Annotated in this window: 15 protein-coding genes; 9 read left to right on the top strand and 6 right to left on the bottom strand. The window is 40.9% G+C overall.

Features of this window, described 5'->3' with window-relative positions:
• Window positions 1-233: 233 nt before the first annotated feature.
• The 3 genes from GHD25_RS17255 to GHD25_RS17245 are packed head-to-tail and all read right to left on the bottom strand — an operon-like array spanning window position 234 to window position 4,067.
• A complete protein-coding gene (locus GHD25_RS17255) occupies window positions 234-1,424 on the bottom strand; it encodes a Ger(x)C family spore germination protein (RefSeq protein WP_164219176.1) in 1,191 nt (396 codons plus the stop codon).
• A complete protein-coding gene (locus GHD25_RS17250; protein ID WP_164219174.1) occupies window positions 1,417-2,520 on the bottom strand; it encodes a GerAB/ArcD/ProY family transporter in 1,104 nt (367 codons plus the stop codon). The genes GHD25_RS17255 and GHD25_RS17250 overlap by 8 nt, the downstream gene beginning before the upstream one ends.
• Window positions 2,517-4,067, bottom strand: a complete 1,551-nt coding sequence (locus GHD25_RS17245) for a spore germination protein (protein ID WP_164219172.1) — start codon at window positions 4,065-4,067, stop codon at window positions 2,517-2,519. Before GHD25_RS17245 ends, GHD25_RS17250 begins: the two co-directional genes overlap by 4 nt.
• Window positions 4,068-4,371: 304 nt before the next feature.
• On the opposite strand from GHD25_RS17245, the gene GHD25_RS17240 reads away from it, so the two are divergent.
• From GHD25_RS17240 to GHD25_RS17230, 3 genes are read left to right on the top strand one after another with little or no spacing between them, the layout of a single operon-like run.
• Window positions 4,372-5,388: a DUF3231 family protein gene (locus tag GHD25_RS17240; RefSeq protein ID WP_240452407.1), complete on the top strand. Its 1,017-nt coding sequence runs from the start codon at window positions 4,372-4,374 to the stop codon at window positions 5,386-5,388.
• A gap of 7 nt (window positions 5,389-5,395) precedes the next feature.
• Window positions 5,396-6,400: a DUF3231 family protein gene (locus GHD25_RS17235; RefSeq protein ID WP_164219165.1), complete on the top strand. Its 1,005-nt coding sequence runs from the start codon at window positions 5,396-5,398 to the stop codon at window positions 6,398-6,400.
• A gap of 9 nt (window positions 6,401-6,409) precedes the next feature.
• Window positions 6,410-6,913, top strand: coding sequence for a hypothetical protein (locus tag GHD25_RS17230; protein ID WP_164219163.1), 504 nt, complete (start codon window positions 6,410-6,412; stop codon window positions 6,911-6,913).
• 105 nt (window positions 6,914-7,018) lie between these two features.
• Here GHD25_RS17230 and GHD25_RS17225 read toward each other — a convergent pair whose 3' ends face one another.
• Window positions 7,019-8,437, bottom strand: a complete 1,419-nt coding sequence (locus GHD25_RS17225) for an FMN-binding glutamate synthase family protein (RefSeq protein WP_164219161.1) — start codon at window positions 8,435-8,437, stop codon at window positions 7,019-7,021.
• A 20-nt stretch (window positions 8,438-8,457) separates the two neighbouring features.
• Here GHD25_RS17225 and GHD25_RS17220 point away from each other — a divergent pair, with 20 nt between their 5' ends.
• From GHD25_RS17220 to GHD25_RS17205, 4 genes are all read left to right on the top strand, one after another.
• Window positions 8,458-9,249 carry a YqjF family protein gene (locus tag GHD25_RS17220; protein ID WP_240452405.1) on the top strand — a complete coding sequence of 264 codons (792 nt, stop codon included), beginning with the start codon at window positions 8,458-8,460 and terminating at the stop codon, window positions 9,247-9,249.
• 178 nt (window positions 9,250-9,427) lie between these two features.
• Window positions 9,428-10,051, top strand: coding sequence for a flavodoxin family protein (locus GHD25_RS17215; protein WP_276207849.1), 624 nt, complete (start codon window positions 9,428-9,430; stop codon window positions 10,049-10,051).
• 284 nt (window positions 10,052-10,335) lie between these two features.
• Entirely contained in the window at window positions 10,336-10,995 is a 660-nt protein-coding gene (locus GHD25_RS17210; protein ID WP_164219221.1) for an HAD family hydrolase, read from the top strand.
• A 329-nt stretch (window positions 10,996-11,324) separates the two neighbouring features.
• Window positions 11,325-11,936, top strand: coding sequence for a YitT family protein (locus GHD25_RS17205; RefSeq protein ID WP_164219157.1), 612 nt, complete (start codon window positions 11,325-11,327; stop codon window positions 11,934-11,936).
• 6 nt (window positions 11,937-11,942) lie between these two features.
• Here the strand turns inward: GHD25_RS17205 and GHD25_RS17200 are convergent, their stop codons facing one another.
• Complete coding sequence (locus GHD25_RS17200) at window positions 11,943-13,184, bottom strand: MFS transporter (RefSeq protein WP_164219155.1); 1,242 nt, start codon at window positions 13,182-13,184, stop codon at window positions 11,943-11,945.
• Window positions 13,185-13,207: 23 nt separating this feature from the next.
• Entirely contained in the window at window positions 13,208-13,708 is a 501-nt protein-coding gene (locus GHD25_RS17195) for a DUF3231 family protein (protein WP_164219153.1), read from the bottom strand.
• 175 nt (window positions 13,709-13,883) lie between these two features.
• On the opposite strand from GHD25_RS17195, the gene GHD25_RS17190 reads away from it, so the two are divergent.
• Entirely contained in the window at window positions 13,884-14,840 is a 957-nt protein-coding gene (locus GHD25_RS17190) for an aliphatic sulfonate ABC transporter substrate-binding protein (RefSeq protein ID WP_240452404.1), read from the top strand.
• Between the two features lie 21 nt (window positions 14,841-14,861).
• Window positions 14,862-15,626 (top strand): ABC transporter permease subunit, encoded by a 765-nt coding sequence (locus GHD25_RS17185; protein ID WP_164219151.1) that lies wholly within the window; start codon window positions 14,862-14,864, stop codon window positions 15,624-15,626.
• Window positions 15,627-15,639 lie beyond the last annotated feature (13 nt).

Below are 15,639 nucleotides of genomic sequence, written 5' to 3'. Positions count from 1 at the left end.
AAGTTGTCTATACCGTGGGTTGAGCCATCCTTAACCACGGGACGCTGGGACAGTTGACCTGTCCCTGTGTCCCTATTGTTCTCTTGTATCGGTTCCTTCTTTTTTCCATGGGGGGTCGCCTCTTTTGTGGAGTAACTGATTTATTTTGTAAGTCCCGTATGGAATGGCAAAAGCTAAAGCAGTACAAATTACAGTGATTTGATCAGGAAGGTTATTTAATATAAAATCCCACATTAGTTTATCTCTTCCCCTTCTTTGTCTATCACATCTGAAGCACCAACACGCTCTATTTTCACATCCGCGGAGACATTGATATCCATTTGACTGAAATAATTCTCTCCGTATTCCCAATTCCCTTCAATCTCTTTCCACAGTTCATAATGACTGCGATATAAAATGTCACTCATTCCCAATACATCTGCCTGCATCTCTCCCTGAACCCGGTCAACCGTAAGTTCCATAAGATCTTCTACTTTTTCTTTCGTATGCTCTTCAACTTTGACGGCATATTCTTCATTTAACAAAGTTTGACTGCTAAAGCTTTCCACAATATTACCGGTAATCTCCACTGCTACTTCAGCCTGCAGGTTTTCTTTATCTTCGCCTTTTATTTCCGTATTGCTTCGATAATCAATGATTTCGACCGTTGTTAATTCCCCATCTACTTCCAATTCAAGGGTGCCGCCTTCGATCTGCTGTGTGATAAAATTTAAACCTTTAGTTTCCTCCCCGTCCAATACACCAATCAGCTGATTCGTTTTTCCCTTAAACACGCCCACTTCTTCGTACTTAATATGCTCATCCATTAATTCGATTTTTGGTACAATAAAGCTCTTCTCCATCAGTAATTCACCGTGAAGATCTCCTATTATCACCGGTTTTACCGTGGCGTTATTCACAAAGCTTGTGTCCATTAAGTTATTAATATACATTGCCGGCAGCGGAGACTCTTGCTGTCCCGTTTCCAGAAGCTTTTTTGCTTTCCCTTCTGTAATCAATAATTTTACATTTCTGCGCATATCATGGTCGCGGATAAACACATCCATCATGTTTGTCATTAGATGCGGTTGCTTTACCACGTCCTCCGAAAGGATAATCACTTTTAAATGCTGATAAAAAGGCACGAGGTTTGTTGCTTTACGCATTTCTCTGTTTATGGAAAACAAACTTTTGCCAGTCTCCGAAAAGTTCATGTATGGAGATTGATCTTCTTTTCCTCCCTGGGTTGGCGCACCTATTCCTCCTGGAATTACAAATTGACTTGTAAGCTCAACCGTAGGATCATTATTATCCTTATCGACTAAATCAATGGCGACCCCGATCACAAAACCGCGCGCTTCGATTTCCAGCCGATCCCAGCATCCTGTCATGAAAAGCAGAAGGGGGAGTAAAACAGACAAATGAAAAAAAATGCGTTTAACCACGCTTCTTCACACCCTTTATTTTTAAAGCAACCGTTAGCAGAATCATAGTAGTCAGTACCAATGTTACTCCATAGTGGCTAATAAAAGAGCCGAACTTTTCCACCTCATAGTAGCTTGCCGGAAACATTGACAGAAAGAAGATTATTGGTGATAAGATGAAAATAAGCTTTATTTTTTTTACCGGAAAAACGGACTTTAACGAAAATACAGTGACATCAAACGCCATACACATCGTATTGAAGATGGCCATAATCCAAATAACAAAAAATATCGAATCAAACCGTTCAAAAAAACCACCGGGAACTTCAACCTCCTTTGCTATTTCAATGACCGGAAAGATTAAATTGGATGCAGTAATATTGCCAAATACTCCGATACTGATAATAAACGTAATTAAATAGATCAAAACTGTCATCCCCATACCCAGCGCGGCCATTTTCGGTGTCTTTTCCGGTTTCCTGACAAGTGCTATGTAAAAGAATAATATATAAAACCCGATATAAGAAAGTGTACTGGCCCTTATCCCTTGCACATAACCACTCATGTCTGTTTTTAAAACAGGGAAAAAATTATCCATCTCAAATAACCCGAATGAAAACACAGTAACCAAAAACATAATAAATGAAATAATCGGCAAAAACATCATATTCAAACGAAATAATCCTGCTCTTGACCCGGAAACAGCGTAAACGACAGTTAATAAAAAAGCTAATCCAATAACTTCTACCGGTGTCCGGTCAAATAAGTATTCTTCGGCAATGTCAGAAATAACTCTGACAACATAGGTACAGATAAAAACTCCCTCTAAAGAAAAAAGGATCGTTAACACAGTTGCAACCGGCTTTGTAACTAAGGCAGATGCATACGTAATAAATTCCTGGTTTGGGAAACTGGCAGCAACCTTTGAGATCAGCCAAACTACAAATATAATGAGAATTCCGCTGACAGCAATGGCGACCCAGCCATCTGCAGCAGTCGTATAACCTGCCAGTTCTGCAGGCAGAGAGAGGATTCCAATTCCAATTAAAGTGGAGGGGATTACAATCAGAATTTCTTTTTCTGAAATTTTTTCATCCGCATATTCAAAATGCTTCAAGTCGAGGATCCTCCTTTATTCCCTGCCCTGCTGTCTTTTGTTTGCATATGCTCCGGCCGCTTCGTCATCATTGGAACCGGAACGCGAAGCACAAGGTCCTTCCAATCATAGAGAAAGCCTGGTGCAAATGGTGCAGCATAAGGAACACCAACACTTTTCAAATTGACAATGTGAATATTAATCATGATATAGACAATCACAATACCATAGAGCCCCAAAAAAGCAGCAGCAAACATAAAACCGAAGCGGAGTATTCGAAATGAAATAGCAGCACTATAAGAGGGGATGGAAAAGGAGGATATAGCTGTTACTGCAGTAACAACTACCATAACGGGACTTACAATTCCTGCGGATACGGAAGCTTCTCCAATAACCAATCCTCCGACAATGCCAATTGTTTGACCGATGGCCTTAGGAAGCCTGGCACCCGCTTCACGCAGCAGTTCCATCGTTACCCCCATCGCTATTGCTTCCACAAAAGCAGGGAAAGGGACACCTTCCCTTGTTGCTGCAACAGAAAACGCCAATTCAGACGGAATCATTCCTTGGTGATACGAAATCAGTGCAATGTATAAAGAAGGTGCAAACATGGCGATAAAAGCAGCGATATAACGCAATACCCTTAGGAGCGTACCGATCAGCCAGCGCTCATAATAGTCTTCCGGCGACACCATATGATTCTCAAGTGTTGTAGGTGCAACTAATACGTACGGTGTTCCATCCAGCAAAATGGCAACCTTTCCCTGCAGAATAGCTGCTGCTACCTTATCCGGTCTCTCTGTATTATCCATTTGTGGAAAGGGGGATAAAAAGCTGTCTTCAATCCATTGTTCTATAAAACCGGATTCCGGAGCATCATCCATATCAATTGTTTCCAGCCGCCGATTTATTTCTTTCAAAATATCCGGATGAACGATTCCTTCCACATAAGTAACAGCCAGATTCTTTTTCGACCGTCTTCCCACTCTATGCATTTTAAAGCGAAGATTGGGGTCATTAATTTGTCTGCGCACAAGTACCATATTTGTTTGCAAACTCTCTACAAAGCCTTCCCTCGAACCGCGAATTAACGCCTCTGATTCGGGCTCTTCGATTGATCTCGTTTCAAATTCAACCGTATTCATGACCAGTGCTTCCGCAACCCCATCTATAAAGAGCACCGTGCTTCCACCTAGTAAATCTATCGTCATATCATCCCACTCTGCAGTTTTTTCTACACTGCTGACAGAAATGATATTATTTTTTATTTCATCAATCAGTTCTTTTTTATCAGCTGGCAGATCTTTTTTTTCCGAAATAATTTGCAGGTTTTTTATAATACCTTTATTTACCAGGTCCTTATCCACCATGCCATCCAGATATGCCAGCGCATAGTTATGTTTTTCCTCGTCAAGTGATAACTCCCGTATGTCGAGGTCGCCCGGCTCACCGAGCATTATTTTCAAGTTCTCTATATTCTTTTTCAGATTTATATCAAATTCAGCAGAGAAGGAATTCTCGTCTTTTTGTGTTTGCTTCTGTTTTTTTATAACACTGCGCCTTTTCAATTAATACACCTGCCTTTTGGGAATTTTAGAAAGGAGGGTGAAGCGGAAAACAGCAGGTATTATTCTCTAAACCTTTTACTTCCTTGGAAGCTTTGCAGCTTAAGCTAATTTTTAAACTGCCGGGATCCGCCACGTAATCTTTGTATTGTTGCATAAAAGCAACCATAGTTATTCAGGATGCAAATCATCATCTCCCTTCTTTTTCCCAAGTTGATATTTTTTATACAGTTTGAGCAATGTATATCCCATGTAATTTTCAGACAAACTAAAAGAAGCTAAAATTGAGGAGGGAAATAAATTGCCTATGGAAAATCAAAAAAGTTTAACTTCAGCAGAACTATCCCAATTGTGGGGGTCATATATGAATGCCAGTTTAATCAACACTGTTCTCACTTACTTTCTGGAAAAATCAGAAGACGAAGAAATAGTACAAGTGATTAAAGAAGCGCATACTCTTTCGGAATCAACCCTGCAGTCAATTGCAAATATATTCGAACAGGAAGGAGAGCCGCTGCCGGTGGCTTTTACGGATGAAGATGTGAATCCTGAAGCTCCCCGTTTATACACGGATAATTTTTTCCTGCAATATATTAACCAGTTAGGTATGCTCGGAATGACAGCAACTACCGCTGCCATAAGTATGGCAACAAGAAAGGATATTTACCGGTTTTTCTCTGAATTATACCATTCTTTTAATGTGCTTCATGAAAACTCAGTCTCGGTATTATTATCAAAGGGATTGCTGACTGTACCGCCAACCATACCTACGCTGGATACAGTGGATTTTGTGAAAAAGCAAAACTTTCTCACCGGCTGGTTTGGAGAACGCAGGCCGTTATTGGCTCAGGAAATTGCTTTGCTATTTACTAATATTCAGCGAAATGCACTAGGTACAGCTGTACTAATTGGATTCAGCCAGGTAGCAAAGTCGAAGGAAGTAAGAAAGTACATGTTAAGAGGCATCGATATTGCCAAAAAGCAGGTAAATGTGTTTAGTGAACTTTTAGAAGGAAGCGATGTTCCTGTTCCAATGGGAGGAGACGCTATGGTAACCAATTCCAATGAGGTCTCTCCTTTCTCGGATAAGTTAATGATGTACCATACAACCGGTATGATTGTTCAGGGAATCGGATTTTACGGCTTCAGTATATCCACAAATACAAGAAGAGATATTGCTGCAGCCTATACACGGCTAACAGGTGAGATTTTATTATACGCTGAGGATGGAGCCAATATGATGATTGAAAATGAATGGCTTGAAGAGCCGCCGAGGATGGTAGACAGGGAAGAATTGGCGAATACCCGGAATCGAAAGGAATGAGATACCCATGGAAAACCACCATCATATAGAACTCACCGCAGCAGAAATATCCACACTATGGACTGCCTATCAAAGTGACACGATGGCAGTATGTGGTTTAAAGCATTTTTTGGTTCAGGTAAAAGATGAAGAAATTAAAGCACTGCTGGAGGAAATATTATCAACGGTACAAGTGCATATCGAGAGGCTGACTGATCTTTTTCATAAAGAGGGGTATCCTGTACCGCAGGGGTTTACGGAGCAGGACGTTAATTTAAGTGCACCGCGGATATTCTCCGATAAACTATACCTAGAGTATGCTGTAAACATGACAACGATGTCGATGGCTACATATTCCATGGGTGTAGCTGTGGTTGCCCGGGAGGATATTGCAGATTACTTTGGTGAAAATTTAGTTATTGCCAAGGATCTCCATAGAAAAGCAAAAAAACTCTCCCTGGAAAAAGGAACATTAATACGAACGCCCACGGTTCCCAAACCGAAACAGATTGATTTCGTAAAAAAGCAAAGTTTTCTGGCAGGCTGGTTTGCTGATCGGAGACCGCTATTGGGGACAGAAATAACAAATCTTGTGTTTAACGCAAAAAGAAATGCGGTTGGACAAGCCGTCATTACGGGTTTTAGCCAAGTAGCCAAGTCAAAGGAAATACGAAAATATTTTGAAAGAGGACGGGATATTGCAGGGAAACACACAGAAATTTTTTCTTCCATTTTACATGAAGAGAATCTGCATGAAGGAACCTTATTAATGACATCAGAAGTAACAGATTCCACAGAATCTCCATTTTCCGATAAACTCATGCTGTTTTTGGTAACAACTTTAATTGCATCTGGTATCGGTCAATATGGCACTTCCATGTCTGTAAGTCCAAGACGCGATTTAGGTGCACATTTTACTCGATTAACCGCAGAAATTACTAAGTATGCTGAAGATGGGGCAAATATTATGATAGACAATGGCTGGATGGAGCAGCCTCCAATGGCAGCAGACAGAAAAGGATTAGCGAAATAGGTAAACAACATGGAGAATAACCTAAACAGGAAAAGCAGAAAATTGGAAGCGATCCTCTGGAGTATTGCCCTGCCAGGTTTTGGACAGCTTCTGAATCGAAAATATATTAAAGGTCTTTTTTTAGTCATTTTGGAGATTATCATTAATGTTATGGGGAATTTCAATCGTGTTATTGTACTTAGTTTTAATATGGAAATTGGAAGAGCGATTGCGGAAACAAATTATTTATGGCTTATGTTTTATCCTTGTCTATACTTTTTTTCCATATGGGATGCTTATAAAGATGCTGGAGGCGGACAAAAGGCTTTCGCTTACCTCCCACTTGTATTTTCCGCCTATTTTGTTACAGTAGGCCTTATTTTTTCAGCAAGACTTACATTATTTGGATACCTAATCGGGCCTATGTGGCTGCCGATTATGTTTCTGCCCATTGGATTGGCAGTCGGCGGTTTCATAAGGTGGATTTTATTAAAAGTATACTTGGATGAGACGGAGCCGGATAAGCCATCATAAAAATACTCTCAACTTAAAAGAAGAGAGTATTTTTATATTCCTTTTATTTAGGATCGAGATATACTTAGTTTCGGGGTGATAAACAGTTCCGGTCTGACCAGGCAGCTACTTTTTCTTTTTATGCTGTTTGCTGTCCAAAGGCTGAAAAGAAAAAGGAATGCCAATCATTTTTGCGGTTAAATGATCATACGAAACTAAGTCTTCTTTTGTTAATTCCTTTAAGGAAGACTTTCCCATTGCCCGTAATCCTTCCTTGATTTCTTCTGTGCTTGCTGTAAGGAACTTTTTTGCTGCATCTCCTCCTTTTTCTGCCTCAAATTTGTCTTTGAACTTGCCCTCATTCCACACCACCTGTGTAGGAGGTTCGAAGGGGAGTGCATGGTGTGTCTGATTATGTGCTACCGTAAATAACAAAGCAGACCCCACGTAAACGGCATCTGCTCCCAATGCAAGTACTTTCAAAAAATGCCCGGGTGTAAACAAACCGCCTGACACTACCAAGCTGACTTTATTTTTCATCTTTCTCTTTTCCAAATGGCTGGCTGCCCTGACTACCGCATGCAGCGTTGGGATCCCAAAATCATCTTCTAAAATCGGCGGACCTCCGAGGGTGGCGGCCTGTCCTCCATCAATGGAAATATAGTCTACCCCCATTTCCAGTACATTATCTATATCTTCTTCCAGTCTTCCCCCTGCTCCCATTTTCACACCAACCGGAACCCCTTTTGTATTTTTTCTAATATCGGCTACGAGTTCCTTCAAATCCTGTTTCGTCTGTTTTTCAAAGAAATGTTCATGTACGATAGCTCTCTCATTTTCTTCCAGCCCCATCACTTCCCTGGCTCTTCCGGTTAAGTTTTCGGGTGAAATATTGGTTCCCATACCCATCAGGGCTCCCTGCCCCAGTTTAATTTCCACCATTTTTGCTTTTTTAAATTTATCCTCTTCCTTTGACCATTCTGTTTTTGAAACTTGCAAAATAAACTTATCTGCTTCAGCAAGTTCTTCGGGCAAAACGCCGCCTTCCCCTGAATTAATAGCAGTACCAGTCTGATTGGCCGCTTTTGTTAATGCCATTCTTACTTCTTCACTTAATGCTATCCCATACGCCATACCGCTGACCATCATAGGAATTTCCAGCTTTAAAGGTTTCTTTGCCTTAGGCCCAATCACTACTCTCACATCCACTTCTGTTTTGCCGCTAACCGGAAAGGGGTCAGTTTGAGCAGGAATAAAGGTAATCTCATCAAGATGTGGCCAGTTTTTTGAGGATCCGAGGGGACGGTGCAGCATGTCTCCTGTTTCAGCACGAAGCATGTTTTCCAGCACATGTTGTACACCCATATGGCGTAAACCTGGCATCAATTCCAGGAGGTTTTCCTGGTAGCTGTCTGTAAATATAATCTTGGATGTCTTATTTATAATGGTTTTTATTATTTTGCGCCAACCAATAATAATAATTAAGAAAAAAATAAATAATACGAGCAGAATGGCAAAAGATATATAGGAAAGAATCTCTGACATGAAATACACCATCTTTTTATATGTTATTTATATTCTTGCCGTTGAAATTAATAAATATGTGTCAGGAAGGTGCTTATATTATGGAGTGGATTAAGCGAAATGAGCAATTTGAATATTTGGCTTCAAAAGCGTGGATCATGAAACAGGGATGGGAAAATGTATTGTTTTTGCATTGGCCAATATCCACTGAATATTTACGTCCCCTCATTCCGGATGCCCTGGAAATCGATACATATGGCGGACAGGCCTGGCTGGGAATCATTGTTTTTGAAATGGAAGGAATTTATCCGCGGGGCTTTTCCCGGCTCTCCCTTACTCCCCGGTTTTCAGAAATAAATGTAAGGACCTATGTTACCTATAAAGGGGAGCCCGGCATTTATTTTTTATCCATTGATGTTAATAATTGGGCATCCCTGCATATTGCAAAAAGATGGTATCGTTTGCCATATCATCCTTCTAAAGTTTCTATCCAAAAGGAAGGGGATTCCATTCATTTTGAGGGTGTCCGCAAAAAAGAACCTTTGTATATAAAAGGATCCTATTCTCCAAAAAATGAAATTTTTTTCAGCCGGGCGGACAGTTTGGACTACTGGCTCACTGAAAGGTATCGTTTATATAGTACAGATATTTTTTCGAATCTCTACACAGCCAGCATAGATCATCCTCCCTGGATACTACAGAAAGCGGATGTTACTCTCGGCAAAAACACCCTGTTTTCCCCATTTAATTTTAATTTAGCAGGGAATACTCCAGTTGCTCATTATTCCAGTGGGGTGCAAACAAATTTTTGGAATATCAAAAAACTCACATAGAAGTTTAGTATGTTACTCGTACAGTATAGAAGAATAAAACTGTGTTAGCTGAGGCCGGCAATTGTCCTTATATGGTGCAGAACGACGCTGCAATGATAACGGATGACTGATAACATTGTGATTAAATATGCCATTTTCGGGAATAGCACAAATAGGATTTCTGAAAGGAGTGGTATGGTTGAGTCAATTAAAAGCTGTCATTCTAAATTGCTCTTTAAAAACATCTGATGAAGAATCAAATACAGATGCGTTGATCGAGAAGTTTACCTCCACATTTGATAAGAAAAACGTGGAGTCGGAAGTGATCCGGGTTGCTGACTATAGTTTGGGATATGGCATCACGGACTATACGGGTGCCGGAGATGAATGGCCGACGATTTTGGCCAAAGTAAAGCAAGCGAATATTGTAATTCTGGCCAGTCCTGTATGGCTTGGGGAAAAAAGCAGCATTTCCAAGCTGGTATTAGAACGCTTGAACGGATCCAGTGATGAAACGAACCAAAAAGGTCAGCCTATTTTTTATAATAAGGTTGGCGGTGCTGTTGTTACCGGCAACGAAGACGGGGCAAAAAAGTCTGCAGGCGAATTAATTTTCGGGCTTGCCCAGCTCGGTTTCATTATCCCTCCTAACCCGCTCGCGTATTGGGTTGGCGATGCAGGACCAGGTCCATCCTATATTGAGGCTGAGGGCTATAAAAGTGAGTTTACCCGGGAAAATGCCACCATGGCCAGCCACAACCTGGTTCATTTGGCAGAAATGTTTCAAGCGCATCCTATACCGACAGAAGGAAATGCCTCCTGACATTAAGTAAGAGCGTCCAGGGATTGCTTGCCTTGCCCAGTGCATGGCAAGCAATCTTTTTTTTGAGAGTAATTTATCGTATAAGGAGTATTTCTCCTACTTCCACTCTGAAAATGTCTTTTATGCCGGTAAATTTAAATAGGTTAGTATGTACAGGACATATTTTCTCCATTATCCAGCAAATCCTGCCCATCGTAAAAGTTAAGTTCCGGCAACTATTTTGACAAACTTCCGGCGAAACTGCACAATGAATACTAAATACTTTGCTGAAAAAGGTGAAAAGCATGCGCGCTGCCATATTTGATTTCGATGGAACATTATATAAAAAAGAAACTTTCCCTGTTTTAATGAAACATTTAAAGCATCATCCCCTCTATCACAATAGGTATAAACGGTTTTTCCGTACGATTCTTCCTCCGTACATAGGTTATAAACTGAAGGTTTACCCGGAACATAGAATGAGAGAACGTTCGATGCAAATTTATTTATCTTCATTGAATAATTTATCAACAGAAGAAGTGTATTCGTATTTTGGAGAGCTCGCCGACAAAATGCAAGATGATTACAACACGAAGGTGCTGGAAAAATTGAATAGCCACATAGCAAAGGGTGATAAGGTTATGATTGTATCCGGCGCCTTTACCCCGCTTCTGGAAGCAGCCGCCAATAAATACAATATTGATAAAATCATCGGTACTGAAGTGCCCTTCGTAGAGAGTAAGTTTGACAGCAAGGCACCTATTTATCATATCCAGGGCGCACGTAAAAAAGAAAAGATTCAGGAAGCCTTTAAAAATTCAGAGGTTGACTGGGTAAACAGCTACGCTTACGCGGACAGTCTCTCTGACCTCCCTGTACTGGAAATGGTCGGAAACCCGGTAGCTGTCCAGCCCGAACCGAGATTGCTGACAGTAGCCGAAGAACGTAAATGGGAAATTATTTAAAGGGAAGGGAAAATGGCCGGAGCCTGTGAACGGAAGGTGTAAGGACATTTTCCAGCTTTATGTACAGAAGAGGCCTATCCCCTTCCTACGATTTAGAAAAGCTGCTTCAATCGGACGTCAAGCTTGCCACCAGAGCGTTGAACATGAGTTTTTCTGGATATGCCCTTGTAAGATAAATGCAGACCCTGTTCCTGACATTTCTGCAGCACAGAATAAAAAGCACGTATTCATCTCTTAAAAATTAAAGCATGAAACCTGCCCCCTCCGAATAGGATAAAGATAGTTGTCCAATTGATATAACAGCAGTTCCTGTTAGAGGGGGAACCATATTGAACGCATTCTTGTCAAAGTTTGGACTGGTTATATTAGGGGGGGTTATTCAAGGCGCAGGGATGGGATTATTTTTATTTCCCCATTCCATTCCTTCAGGCGGTGCAGGCGGGTTGACCGTGCTGTTTAACTATTGGTTTGGTATAAGTATGGGACTTGCCCTTTGGATCATAAACTTTTCCTTCTTACTATTGGGAATGAAAATTTTGGGCAGGCGGTTTGCTGTGTGGACAGTTGTTGCAATTACAATGACTTCCGTATCGGTTCAATTGTTTGAACAGATTTCAATGGTGAACAGAAGCCTCGTTTATGACCTTACAGCAGGCTCTATACTTTTAGGGACTGGAATCGGTATACTGATGCGGCAAGGAGTGTCTAACGGCGGAATTGGGGTGGTGGCTTTAATTATTTCAGTAAGAAGAAAGATACTTCCCGGTAAACCACTATTTATTGTTAATATGATTATATTCCTATTTACGGCTCTCATTATTGATTGGAAATTGATCTTTCTCGCATTGATAAGCCAATGGATCTCAACAAAATTAGTTGATTTAACAGCAACAATGTCCTTACAGGAAACGTATACACTTGATTGGAGAAAAAAAACATAATCTCCCTTACATATACTTATACGTTATACGGCTCTTTCTTTTTTTTCCTCCATCTTTCCCATCCACATGAACAAGCAGCAGAACAGCTAAACCAACTAGAAAGGTAAAAGCTGCAATGGATAAAAACATGCCTGTTGTAGACCAGCCCATCAGCCAGGTAAAAACGGGCGGACCTAGTGCCACCCCTAAAAAACGAACGGAACCATACAGAGATGAGACAAAACCCCTCCGCTCTTTTCCAACAGCACCTGTAATAAAACTGTTCACACACGGTAAAACAAGCCCCGCACCTACACTGCTTAATGCAAGCACAATTAAAAAGAGAACCAGCTTCTCAAACATAACCAGGGATGCAAAGGAGACAGTCATTAAAGTCAGGCCGATCACAGACAGCCTCTTCATTTTTTCCAGATTCTGCCCTATCCTGCTTCCGGTAATATAGGATGTCACTACCATTACCAGTAAAGGAATGGCTAAGATAAGTCCCTTAAGCACCCCATCGATATGATAATTTTTCTCTAAAACATCCGATAAATAAAACAGGATTCCAAAAAGGGTAAATAAACAGGTTCCCCCCGCAATATAGATGGTAAACAGCCATCTTCCTTCATGTTTAAAAACACTAAGCAGCCCCTTGACATATTTGCGAAAAGGAGGCGGCATTTGCCGATTGCTTTTTTCCTTCACAAAAATCCATACGAGCAAAGCGGACAAAAGACTGATTACAGGGAAAGCAAAAAATACGGAATACCAGACAATTAAAGCCAGCAGTGAACCGAGAATCGGTGATAGTACTTTCCCTAATCCATTGGAAGCTTCAAAAATGCCCAGCACCCTGCTTCGTTCCCCGCTCCTGAATAAATCCCCTATTAAAGCCATGGCAATAGGGGCTGTTCCTGCAGCCCCAATGCCCTGCAATATTCTTCCAATAATAATCCAAACATAGGAATGCGAAAAAACTGCTGCACCCAAGCCTGCAAGCAGTGCGCCGCCTCCAAATAAGATAAGGGACGGAATAATAATGATTTTTCTTGAAAAACGGTCAGAAAGATAACCGACAATCGGAATAAAGATGGCGGCGGCGATGGAAAACACGGTAATTGTTAAGCTCACCTGTAATTGGGAAAGATCCAGCGAAGACTCCATTTCCGGCAGTATGGGAATTAACATGGAATTGCCCAAGGTCATCATCAGCGGGATGGAACCAATGGAGGCAATAACCATTCCCTTATTTTTCTTCTGCAACATCCCTGCACTCCTTATGTTATTAACTATTTTACATTTATGGGCGGATCAACAATCCACCCCTTTTGTTTGCATAAATCCAAAAGTTTTTGTTCATACTCTTCCTTTTCTGCGTGGAATTCTCCAAACATCGTACGAATATCCCCGCGATGAGCAGTTCCTATCATATAACTGGAAAGTACTCTTCCTGTCATTAATTCCTTTTGAACAAGCACGGCTATTTCCGGATCATTAAACCTTGCTCCGGACGGAATATCTTCCACTTCTACATCGGGCCTGTCCGGCGGTGCGGGCGGCAATCGAATCCCGGCTTCTTTTAATACTGCTTCCACCTGTTGTTCCTCTTGTCTAAGACAGCTTTCCACAAGATCCTCCAAATATGTTTTTAAATCATGATCACCTGTATGATTAATCAGTACCTGCATTGTCACTAATAGATTTTTTGACTGGTATAAAGAGGACCACAGCTGATAAACCTCCCCGCTATGAAAAGGCTCCTCCGGCTGTTTGTTATTTATAATACGCATAAAATCTCTCCTTTTGATGTGCTCATATAGTTTTCCTTATATCCATAATAATTATCCTTGATAAAAATAAAGAATCCAATTAAAGGAAATTTACCGGGACAGGAACCTGGCATAAATTTAAACATAGGCTAACATGGAATGGAATCTAGAAATTTTAGGAAAGGGTTTGGACTAAATGGGGAAAAAAACCGCATTACTTATGGCAACTCTCTTTTCAATCATTTTGTTTTCCGGCTGCAGTGTTAACAGTAATGCCTTTTCTGACTCGGAAGATGACAATGTCATGCGTATTGGCTATCAGAAAAACGGTCCATTAATTATTCTAAAATCACTTGGTACATTGGATGAAAGGCTGGAATCTATAGGCTATGCTGTGGAATGGAATGAATTTCAAGCTGGGCCATTATTATTGGAAGCGCTTAATGCAGAAAGTATTGATTTTGGCAGAACCGGCAATACGCCTCCTATTTTCGCACAAGCCGCTGATTCCCCTTTTCATTATATTGCAGTAGGGTTTTCAAAGTATGAAGGGAGCGGGATACTGGTTCCGCAGGATTCTGACATTGAGGAATTGACAGATTTAAAAAATAAAAAAATCGGATTTGCAAATGGCTCAAGCTCCCATTATTTAATCGTAAAAGCTTTGGAAAAAGCAGGTCTTGCTTACTCGGATATTGATCCCGCATTTCTTAACCCGGGTGATGCAAGAGTAGCTTTTGAGCAAGGAACGATCGATGCGATGGTAGTCTGGGATCCATATGCTGCTTCCACAGAGCTTCATTCTGATGGGAAGATGCTTATTAACGGAGAGGGATTAACAACGGACAGGGACTTCTTTGTGGCAACAACCGAATTTTCGGAAAACCACCGGGAGGCAATCGAGATCATTTTAGAGGAAATAGAAGCTTCTTCAGAATGGGCGAATACAAACCATGAAGATCTTGTAGATATGCTCGCTCCTATTCTTAATCTTGATAAAGATTCGGTCAAAAAAACGGTGGAACGCCGTGTATACGGTGTGGAACAAATAACAGAAGAAATTATTGAGGAGCAGCAGCGTATTGCAGATAAATTTTACGAACTGGACATCATACCCAAAGAGCTGGATGTAAAAGAATTTATGGTGAACTAAGCTAAAAAGGGGGCAAAACATATGAATTGGAGAACAAAAGGTCCTGCAGAACAAATCCTCCCATGGTTTATCCCCTTCCTGGTGCTTGCCGGATGGCAATACTTGTCATGGACAGGGGCAATCCCGGAAAGAATACTGCCTGCCCCTACACAAATAGTTGAAGCTGCCATTGAACTTACGGCGTCAGGGGAACTGTACGATCATATGTCCATTAGTTTGGGGAGGGCATTGGCAGGATTTTTAATAGGAGGTATCCTGGGGTTTTTACTGGGCCTGTTTAACGGAGTTTTCCGATTTGCAGATCTTTTTTTCGATACCTCTATTCAGATGCTGCGCAATATTCCCCATCTGGCATTAATTCCACTCGTTATTTTATGGTTTGGAATCGGGGAAACATCCAAGATTTTTCTCGTAGCACTGGGTGTTCTGTTTCCGGTATATATCAATACTTATCACGGGATCAAATCAGTCGATAAAAACCTGATTGAAATGGGCAAAGCCTATGGGCTGAAAGGAAAGGAACTCTTTTTTCATGTCATACTGCCCGGGGCTATGTCATCTATTTTGGTAGGTATACGGTTTTCCCTGGGCGTAATGTGGTTAACGCTAATCGTCGCCGAAACCATTTCAGCCCAAACAGGTATTGGATACATGGCAATGAATGCCCGTGAATTTATGCAAATGGATGTAATAGTATTAAGCATTGTTATTTATGCTTTATTCGGAAAATTATCCGATGTCATTGCCAGATGTTTTGAAGGAAAATTATTAAAATGGAATAACTAATTGGAGGGGTAAT

It is taken from the genome of Virgibacillus aidingensis, from assembly GCF_010994035.1.
In the GTDB taxonomy this organism is placed as follows: domain Bacteria; phylum Bacillota; class Bacilli; order Bacillales; family Amphibacillaceae; genus Virgibacillus_N.
This window is presented reverse-complemented; position numbering and strand designations above follow the sequence as displayed.

Coding starts and splice junctions, on each gene's coding strand:
- GHD25_RS17225 (WP_164219161.1), bottom strand. CDS start 8,437: ATGTCAGAGATTCTTTCCTATATATCTTTTGCCATTCTGCTCGTATTA.
- GHD25_RS17195 (WP_164219153.1), bottom strand. CDS start 13,708: ATGCGTATTATAAATAACAAACAGCCGGAGGAGCCTTTTCATAGCGGG.
- GHD25_RS17210 (WP_164219221.1), top strand. CDS start 10,336: ATGCGCGCTGCCATATTTGATTTCGATGGAACATTATATAAAAAAGAA.
- GHD25_RS17190 (WP_240452404.1), top strand. CDS start 13,884: ATGGGGAAAAAAACCGCATTACTTATGGCAACTCTCTTTTCAATCATT.
- GHD25_RS17200 (WP_164219155.1), bottom strand. CDS start 13,184: ATGTTGCAGAAGAAAAATAAGGGAATGGTTATTGCCTCCATTGGTTCC.
- GHD25_RS17235 (WP_164219165.1), top strand. CDS start 5,396: ATGGAAAACCACCATCATATAGAACTCACCGCAGCAGAAATATCCACA.
- GHD25_RS17220 (WP_240452405.1), top strand. CDS start 8,458: ATGTTATTTATATTCTTGCCGTTGAAATTAATAAATATGTGTCAGGAA.
- GHD25_RS17230 (WP_164219163.1), top strand. CDS start 6,410: ATGGAGAATAACCTAAACAGGAAAAGCAGAAAATTGGAAGCGATCCTC.
- GHD25_RS17240 (WP_240452407.1), top strand. CDS start 4,372: ATGGAAAATCAAAAAAGTTTAACTTCAGCAGAACTATCCCAATTGTGG.
- GHD25_RS17185 (WP_164219151.1), top strand. CDS start 14,862: ATGAATTGGAGAACAAAAGGTCCTGCAGAACAAATCCTCCCATGGTTT.